The organism is uncultured Gimesia sp., from assembly GCF_963972345.1.
Classification (GTDB): domain Bacteria; phylum Planctomycetota; class Planctomycetia; order Planctomycetales; family Planctomycetaceae; genus Gimesia.
On record NZ_CAXAVM010000255.1, the window covers coordinates 1 to 8,847 of the forward strand.

At 50.6% G+C, this 8,847-nt stretch carries 7 protein-coding genes and 1 pseudogene; 4 read left to right on the top strand and 4 right to left on the bottom strand.

Annotated elements, in window-relative coordinates; translation table 11 throughout:
- From AACZ40_RS26470 to AACZ40_RS26485, 4 genes are all read left to right on the top strand, one after another.
- Positions 1-1,155, top strand: a 1,155-nt coding sequence (locus AACZ40_RS26470) for an acyl-CoA dehydrogenase (RefSeq protein ID WP_339676569.1), incomplete at its 5' end; no start/stop codon positions are given.
- A gap of 318 nt (positions 1,156-1,473) precedes the next feature.
- Positions 1,474-1,875 (top strand): hypothetical protein, encoded by a 402-nt coding sequence (locus tag AACZ40_RS26475; protein WP_291166816.1) that lies wholly within the window; start codon positions 1,474-1,476, stop codon positions 1,873-1,875.
- A 349-nt stretch (positions 1,876-2,224) separates the two neighbouring features.
- Positions 2,225-2,878 (top strand): hypothetical protein, encoded by a 654-nt coding sequence (locus AACZ40_RS26480; RefSeq protein WP_291166818.1) that lies wholly within the window; start codon positions 2,225-2,227, stop codon positions 2,876-2,878.
- A gap of 41 nt (positions 2,879-2,919) precedes the next feature.
- On the top strand, positions 2,920-3,951 hold the full coding sequence (locus tag AACZ40_RS26485) for a hypothetical protein (protein WP_291166820.1): 1,032 nt from the start codon (positions 2,920-2,922) through the stop codon (positions 3,949-3,951).
- 41 nt (positions 3,952-3,992) lie between these two features.
- Here AACZ40_RS26485 and AACZ40_RS26490 read toward each other — a convergent pair whose 3' ends face one another.
- The 4 genes and pseudogenes from AACZ40_RS26490 to AACZ40_RS26505 all read right to left on the bottom strand — a co-directional run.
- A complete protein-coding gene (locus AACZ40_RS26490) occupies positions 3,993-6,098 on the bottom strand; it encodes a DEAD/DEAH box helicase (protein ID WP_291166822.1) in 2,106 nt (701 codons plus the stop codon).
- A 1-nt stretch (position 6,099) separates the two neighbouring features.
- Positions 6,100-6,909, bottom strand: a complete 810-nt coding sequence (locus AACZ40_RS26495) for a hypothetical protein (RefSeq protein WP_291166824.1) — start codon at positions 6,907-6,909, stop codon at positions 6,100-6,102.
- On the bottom strand, positions 6,909-8,222 hold the full coding sequence (gene brxD, locus AACZ40_RS26500) for a BREX system ATP-binding protein BrxD (protein ID WP_291166826.1): 1,314 nt from the start codon (positions 8,220-8,222) through the stop codon (positions 6,909-6,911). Before brxD ends, AACZ40_RS26495 begins: the two co-directional genes overlap by 1 nt.
- Positions 8,219-8,847: pseudogene (locus AACZ40_RS26505) on the bottom strand (hypothetical protein); the annotation flags it as partial. The gene brxD and the pseudogene AACZ40_RS26505, both read right to left, overlap by 4 nt.

Consider the following 8,847-nt stretch of genomic DNA (forward strand, 5'->3'; position numbering starts at 1 on the left):
CCGTTGACCATCGATCAGATGAAAACTGCGATCGACGATCTTGCGGAGCAACTGAAATCAGAAGGGAAACTTACCTCACCGCGAGAATGGCGACGACGCAGTGCTGCCTTCGGACTACCTGGTCTGGACTTGCCAAAATCAGTCGGTGGAAGTGACTGGAACGCCAAGCAGATGCTGGAAGTTTTCAGACACGCAGGTCGGTACAACCTGAATCTGCGAGATGTCGTCGGAGGTGCTCACGGTCGGCCCGTAGTGATGATGGATTCTCCTATCGCAAAGGCCGCACTCCAAAAGCTCGTCGCAGGAGAAGCCTACTTTGCAGTGGCGATCACTGAGGAAGATGCGGGTACGGATACGAAAAGTATGCAGAGCCAGGCAGTGAGAGATGGTGGTGGATTCCGCTTAACTGGCTCGAAACTCTGGAATGCGCGTCTGCGTCAGGCGACACATGTTGTGCTGTATACCAGGTCTGCTGAAGGCTCACCCAATGCTCAGTCAGTTTTCCTGCTGCCGATTAACCATCCTGGTCTGGAGATCGTCGATCGTTACGCTCATGGTCTGACGGGTAATTCTTTCGGTGGACTCAAATTCAACAATATGTATGTGGGACCAGAATATCTGATCGGTAAGGATGGAGACGGAAGCAAAATCTTCGAGAAGCACTTCCTTTACTGGAGGTTAATGCAAGCTGCAGCGGCAATCGGTTGTGGTGAGCGGGCACTGGAAATCATGGCTGAGCGAATCCGACAGCGTCATGTATTAGGAGGACCGATTGGACGGTTCACCCATCTTCAGCAACCAATCGGCGAATACCTTACGAAACTGCGGATGGCAGCAGCACTGGCACGAGAGGCAGCTAGATTTTATGACCAGGGTAACTATGAAGCTGCTGAACCACTCGTCAATGGCATTAAGGCCGAAGGAGTTGAGATTGCGTTGGCGGCCTGTGATGCAGCAATGCGTGTTCATGGTGCGGTGGGTTACAGCCGCGAAGTTGACCTCGGTGACCGAGTGCGTGATCTCATGGGGCTACGTATTGCGGACGGTACCACAGATGTAATGCGGATGACGGTTGTTAGAGAACAGTATGGTTTTGATCTTTGGGAAATGTCTATTCGTGGCTATTCGGTTGCCCCACCTCGAGAAAGAGAGTAGCAGCTTCCTATTGTGTCACAGTAGTGGCAGCTAAAGTCATTCACAAGCAGAAGAAATAGCAATCGAGGCTTTCACCTTGGTCTGATACGGAACAATGTGAGACATAAACAGAACTCCTTTTAGAAATAGAGCCACTAGATCACGACGCCTCAAGCGATAAAAGCCGCGAAACATTATTTCGATAAAGTTTCCTGTTAAGAAGCATCGCTGAAAATGTAACTGATATTTCTACCATTGCACTGCATACATGGTTAGTACTGGATTTGAGAGAAGATCGCATTTTTAATTATATTTTGTCTTTAAATTTGGAGCTGAATTATGGCTAAAAAATATCCACTTACTGCGAATCAATTTGATGGATTGAATGTGCTCACGGGCTGGTCAATCAATGAATTACCTGATTCGACATGGAAGGATATTCCTAATCTGCCAAGAAAAGAAAACACCATCTCAGTTATGGCAAGCGGAGATTGCTCATCTGAAATTTTAAACGGAATTAATTCTATAGTTGGGATAGATGTACTTGTTCATGAAACAAACCCAAAGCCTGGTGAAAAACCAGGTAACGCATACCATATGGTTATCCAAAAAATCAACGATGATAAGTATCCCTATTTAATGCACGGCCCCTTCAACAAGCAGACAGTGGTACCCCATCATTTTGAAGCCGAAGACTTGGAAATATATTTTGAGCAAGGGACTGATGATACTATTTCTTAATAGAAATTCATTTCACTATCTAAGTAATATTATTGAGTATGGACCTACTCCCATACACACAGTAATTTCCTGCCCCATCCTTCAGCCACATCATTTTCAAATTATACAGCCGCCTTTAATCAAATACTGACTAATGGAATCATGCCCTAATCAACTACCATAATGTATCCAATTGCAGTAATTCCTCATCACGCATTATGCACTGCATTCTTCACAAAAATATCTTTAATAGATAGTTTAAATGTACCCTGACTACAACGTTTCTGACAGCTGGTGTAAACACATCCCACTCTTACATCGCACGCTGGCTGACCCATCATTCAAAAATGACTTTCCTGGAACGCGAACGTTGGATTCACTCAATGAAGCATGTTCCTACTGGGAGACTCTTCACTACCTGTTTCCTGCGCTACTGGGATGGAAGAATCCGGGAGCAGGCCTTGCCTGGTGGTACAAACAAGACCAGTCTGTTGATGATTCCCCTCTACTCCGAATCGTTTCTGAACTTTGGAATAACGAAGGACAACTTGATTATTATGCCGCATGGGTCTGGACTCATGGTTCTGGTATTTTTCTCCCGGCAAATAGCCGTGCTGAAGATTATGCGAAAAAATCGCTCTTCAACAGTCTGGAGTGGTGGAGAGCATTTCTGTATCGCCCTGAGGCTGAGTGGTATAACCCTTTTTACGGTGGTACAAATCCATTGCACCTGGGGCATAGCGATTCGTTCGGTTTTGATGAAACCTTATCAGATCGATCTGAACTTTATTATGATGTAACGAAACGCAGTGCCGTGCTGATTGCGAATAACCTGGGGAGCTGGCGACGAGATTTAGCTGGAGTAAAAGAGAAGTTACCCGACCTTGGAGAACGTTCCTGGTATGTAAATGTCTTTGATCGACAGTATGGTTTTTTAGGCTTGTTTCGGCAAAGTCGAGGCACGAGACTTTGGTTCCAGGGAAAACACAATGTACATATCAAAGGCAATCTGGGACGAAGCTGATCGTCTTGGAAAGCATTTTTAGATAAAGCCAAGGGAGTATGATGTCTGAACTCGATCGAAAAAGAATTCAAGTTCCTGATATGGAACGACCACATGTTGTAATTCTTGGTGCTGGTGCCAGCTTAGCAGCATTTCCTCCTGGTAATAAATATGGACTAAAGCTGCCACTGATGTGGAACATCGTTGATGTTGTCGGCCTTGGTGAAATGCTTGATGAAGCCGGAATCACTGAACACCGTGATGATTTCGAGACTCTCTATTCGAACCTCGTAATAGCAGGGGAACATCCTGAACTTGTTCGAAAGATCGATTCTGCAGTCTTCGATTACTTTGCTTCACTTGAACTGCCTGATGAGCCGACTCTTTACGATCACCTTGTCAGATCACTGAGAAAAAAAGATGTCATTGCCACATTCAACTGGGATCCGTTTCTTGTACAGGCGATCGCTCGTTCCCAAGATCCGGATCTGTGTCCAGTGACATTATTTCTGCATGGTAACACCGCCATCGGTCATTGTATGGATCACAAGCCTATAGCAGTTGGAGCTAGAGGAAATAACTGCCATCGTTGCAACAAGCCTCTGCAGGACAGCCGACTATTGTACCCCGTTGGACAGAAAAACTATGCCTCAGACCCGTACATCGCAAAAAGCTGGGAACTGTTGCAGCGATTTCTTCAGGATGCATTTGTTGTAACAGTGTTTGGCTACAGCGCCCCCGTAACGGATGTCGAAGCAGTAGATCTGTTGAAAGCTGGATGGGAAAACGCTGAAACCAGGAATTTGGAAGAAATCGAAATATTAGATATTAGAGAAGAGGAAGAACTTTATAATACATGGGAGCCATTTATCCACTCGCATCACTGTCGATTCCCAACATCTTTTTACAACTCCATCATCGGCCTCAGCCCACGTCGGTCCTGTGAAGCAATGTGGGCTACTTTAATGGATGTAGTCTTCATCGAACCTAATCCCATCCCGCAGGATGCAGGTTGGGATGAGCTCGATGATTATTTCAACATACTTCATGAGGACGAACAGAATTTTAACACCCAAACGGAAAATGATTTCTGAAGCTCGGGGATCAACTTTCTGATGTCGGAAATGACATCAAGCTACTGCTGCACGATGAACCGCACATCCTCTTGAATGACATGCTGTGTTGCTGTTATGTCTTGCAGTCGCCGCTCCAGCATTTCGATCGCCAGCTGATTCGGCAGACATTCCGAAAACTTTAACCCGTCGATGGCATTTTCGTCTACAGCAGGAAACAGGTTTACTACGTCCTGCTGTCTCAGTGATCCAATCGCTGATTCCACATCCTGCAGTTTTAAAGCAGCAGGAAATGTCAAACTGAAACTGTCGTGAGTGACTTCATTTTGGATAAGCCGGGAAAGCGCGCGTGCCAGCGTCGCGTTCGCCCGGTTGCCTCCAAAGGTCCACCACTCTACTTCTCCCTTACTGGTCTGGATCGCGGCTGACGAATCTGTCTGTAACCAGGGAGAGTCATACCGGATCTCTTCAATCCGTTCTATTGCGCGCCGGGACCAGTAGTCGGCATGGTCATCCGTGGCCAGGACACGTTTGATAGATTGAGACAGACGGAACCCCAGTCCCTGCCCTTCGCCCATCCATCGGGTGCGACCTTTTGATTCGGTCGGTTCCACATACGCCCGCCGTCGTTGCCAGTCGATATGATTCACCTGCCAGGCCCGCCCCCCCAGTAACAGAATTCGGGGGCCTTCCTGCTTGCCCAGGAAAGTCATTTCGTCGACATACCCCAGTTCGTTACGCCCATGCAAAATGGAAAACAACGGAGGAGACATGAATACGGAGAGTAGTTCCATAAAATTCTTGCGGCCAAATGTATTTTCCCCCGCACGTCCCATGCCCAGAATTCCCGAGTCGTCCCAGAGAATCTCTTTTTCGAGCATGGCGGTCACTAGCTGGTCTACACGATCCGGGGTGATCGCCTGAAAGCCGGAGACACCAGACACCCACTTGAACCATTCCGCTCGGCCAATGCCGCTTTCCTGCAGCACGAGCGCCATCAACTGTTGCGCCAGTACATGATACGGCAACGGCGGCGGTTCAATGGGTTCGACATACCCCTCGGCCCACAGTTCAATCAATGCGGCTGCCTGGATCAGTGTTTCATCTTTTGTCGCCAGATACAGACAGTTCCTGAGTGTCCCCGCACGTCTCCCGGTCCGCCCCATCCTCTGCAGGAAGCTCGATACCGTCGGTGGTGAATCGATCTGGATGACACGATCTAGATTACCGACGTCAATCCCCAGCTCCAGCACACTTGTTGCCACAATCACACAGTCCTGGCGTGAGGCAAACGCTTCTTCTGCCTGGTTGCGTTGCTCCTGGCTGAGTGAACTGTGGGTCACAAATGTGGTGACTTCCAACCGTCTTAATTCGGATGCGAGCTGCTCGGCGCGGGCGCGGCTGTCGACAAACACCAGTCGTTTTTCCCCTCGATGCAGTCGGGAAATCACCACCGCCGCATTGGACAGCGAACCGACATAATCGAGCTGCACATCCGCAGCACTGGCGCTGGATTCCAAGGGCAAAAAGACATCGCGTGGCCCCGCGCATGAACCGGCCAGCCAGTCCACCAGGGTCTCCGGATTGCCGACCGTCGCGGAAAGCCCCAGACGCTGGATCTCACGACCGGAGAGTTTTGAGACCCGTTCCAGAACCGAAAGTAGATGCCAGCCCCGATCGTCGCCGGCGAAGGCATGGATTTCGTCAATGACCACTACTTGCAGATTGCGAAACAGACTGCGTGCATCCACATTCGGCGAAACGAGCATCACTTCCAATGATTCAGGCGTCGTCAGCAGCATATCAGGCGGTTCGCGCAGAATCTTCTTGCGTGCGGATGACTTCACATCCCCATGCCACAATGCAGAACGTCGCCCCAGCAACGTGCAATACCGGTCCAGCCGCACATCCAGGTTATTGAGTAACGCCTTAATCGGGCAGAGATAGAGTACGCTCAATCCGGACCAGCCCTCTGTCAGCATCCGGGAAGCCACCGGAAAAAAAGCCGCTTCCGTCTTCCCCCCGGCCGTCGGCGCCAGCACGATCATATGCTTGCCGTCCAGGATCTCGGGAATCACCGCTTCCTGAAACGGCCGCAGCTCACGCCAGCCCAGACTGTTCACAATATGATGCTGCAACGCAGGATGCAGACGGTCAAAACTACTCATACTATACCCCCTCTTCAGGGTAGGGGTTTTTCCTTCTCGCCGCTAAACAGCATTGAATATAAAATTGTTTAATTGCAGTCTGTCTATTCTCATCAGAGATTGCATCAATTAATGTTTCCCAGCTTATACAGCGAAGCTGATCATCTTCATTAAGTTTTTTCAGCAGAGGCTCAAAATATTCAGTTTTCCAGATATGCAGTTCTTCTCTTTCTGGTCCAACAAACTGCTCGATCCGCTTTTTGATCCGCTTACGCATGTTCGTCTTGCTAAGTTTGGTCTTAAAAAGACCTTTCTTGATTTGTGATCTCGGTGCAATTATCCGGAACGAAATCATTGGAACATCTTCAGGCGTGATCTCTTTCGTTGCTAATGTCTCCGCCATACAGGCCACAGTTCGAACAGCCTGATCATACTCGGGGTCTGCTTTGACTCCTTTAGAAAGCTGAGAAAACATTTTCGCTTCAAAAACTTCAAAACGTTTTGGATTCTCTAATAGTTCGACCCCTGTTTGAGTACCTGTTTTCCATTGAAAATCGCCGACGATGCCATCGACATTGGTGCATGTTTCATAAGCTTTACCACGTGATTTTCTAAACGGTGTGTACAATCTGGCTTCAGAAAACCAGTTCAGTGTTACATCTCCTTTTGGAATGAAATTTTCCAGCAGCCCCTCACTGGCGGCATGCAGTATCAACCTGAGCATCCAGCCTTCACTGTAAAGTGATGTTGGCGGCATGCACTTGTTGTCACCGTTCAGTCCACCTAACATCTCTGCAATGTAATTGAACGCATCCTTTTTTTTCGCGCACATTACAAATCCAATTCTATTTCATCCACGTCAGTCGCGGCTGCGGCCTGGCGTTCGATGGCTGTCATTTCAGAATCGGTCATCGTCAGCCTGTAGTCGGCGCGGGGATTGAAGTCGGCGTGCTGATCGATCCGGTCCAGCACATCGGTCACCTTTTTCAGGTAGATGCGTGGCGCGACGCCGATTTTCCCCCCCAGCTTCCCGGCCACTGCCTCGGCCAGATCCTGGATGTAGTCATCGCCGCACAATGTTGCGATGCGATCGGCGGAGTCGGCGTGTTCCTGAAAAATATCGCGGACCTTGCAGCCCACCAGTTGCAGCCGCTCCAGGTTAAACGCGGGCAGACGGATCTGGGGGGCACGCGGATTGTCAAACCGGGCCTCCATCTGAAAATCGACATGCAGCCGCTGCGCAAGTGGTTCCAGTCTTTGAATTCCCTGGGGACCTTCAAAGAAGGCGGGAGTCCCGGTGATCAGCAGATACAGCCCCGGAAACCGGCCCGCATCCACTTCGTCGATCAGCTGACGCAGGGCGTTCAGACTCTTATCGCGGACATCGCTCCGCACACGTTGAATCGTTTCCACTTCATCCAGAATCAGCAACAAGCCCGGATGACCAGAGTCGCGCAGCACCACCAGCACGCCTTGCAGAAAACTGAGCGCCCCAAAGTGATCGATGTCCCCTTTCACGCCACAGTATCGCTTGGCCGCCGATGCCACGTTCGGCTGTCCGGCCAGCCAGCCCAGAATCCCTTCCGCGGTCGCCCGCTCATTGGCTGCCAGTGCCTGACGGTACCCCCGCAGCGCGGCACTGAAAGTCGGCGCGGTATCGGTCACTTTCGTCAGCCGCTGTTCCAACAGTTCGCTGGTCCGCGCAATCAGTGCCTCTTCATCGTCGTTGGCAACAGTCCCTTCGGCGAGCACATCTTCTTCCAGCGCGTAGAACCAGCCATCCACAATGTTGCGCCAGGCTCCCTGTGGTGTGTCGGCTGTGGAAAGACGTTCCATCAGACGTCGATAGACGGTCTCCAGCCGATGCAGGGGCGTTTCCGTCTCAGAGACCTGAACCTCAGCGGTCGCGAATCCCCGTTTGCGGGCACGGTCGGCCAGCCAGCGGGAAAAGAAGGTCTTACCACAACCGTATTCACCACGTACCGCCTTGAAGACACCGCCTCCCGTAGCGACTTTGTCCAGCTCATCATCAAGGGCCCCTTCAAAACCGTCCAGACCCACTGCAAATGCATCGAGACTGTTCTGGGGGACCGTCCCCCTGCGCAGGGCATCAATAATCTCCTGACGCCGTTTCGGGCTGATCATGTTGTTTTTCCTTTAGCCGTTTTACTTTTTCGGGTCTTCGCCTGTTTCTTGGGCGGTTGCCAGGCTTTGATTTCTTCGCTGGTTTTGCCCAGGGCGCGGGCTTCTTCGTTGACGAAGCCTTCGTAGACTTCGTCCATCCGCTGGTTGAATTCGGGGTCGAGGTCGTGGTGCCATTGTTTGAGCCAGGGCAACAGTTCGATCACACCCGCCAGCAGAGGGATCAAACGCACATCGTCGCGGCCCCCCAGATGTTCCTGGACTTCGACGAAATAGGCACTGATCGCCTGCGTTAACTGCAGATGATTGTATCCGGCCCAGGCAATCATCAATGTGCCGTCCGGCCCTTCGCAGTGGGGAAAACTGACCCAGCGTTCTTTGGGCACATCCAGTTTACCCCGCAGCGCCCAATAACGCGCACCGCCGGTGGAAATAAAATCGCTGCTCTTATATTTGGGGGGGACCGAAATTGACAGAATTTGGTCCAGCCCCCGATCGTCGGCTTTCTGCTTGTCGGGCGTCTCGCTCTGCCACGCGGTGAGCTCTTCCTGCTGCTTGTCGGTCAGATCGTAGTCGGTCAGGTTAACGGGTTCACCAGCACGCAGTTTGTCTTCCAGCCGCTGCAGTT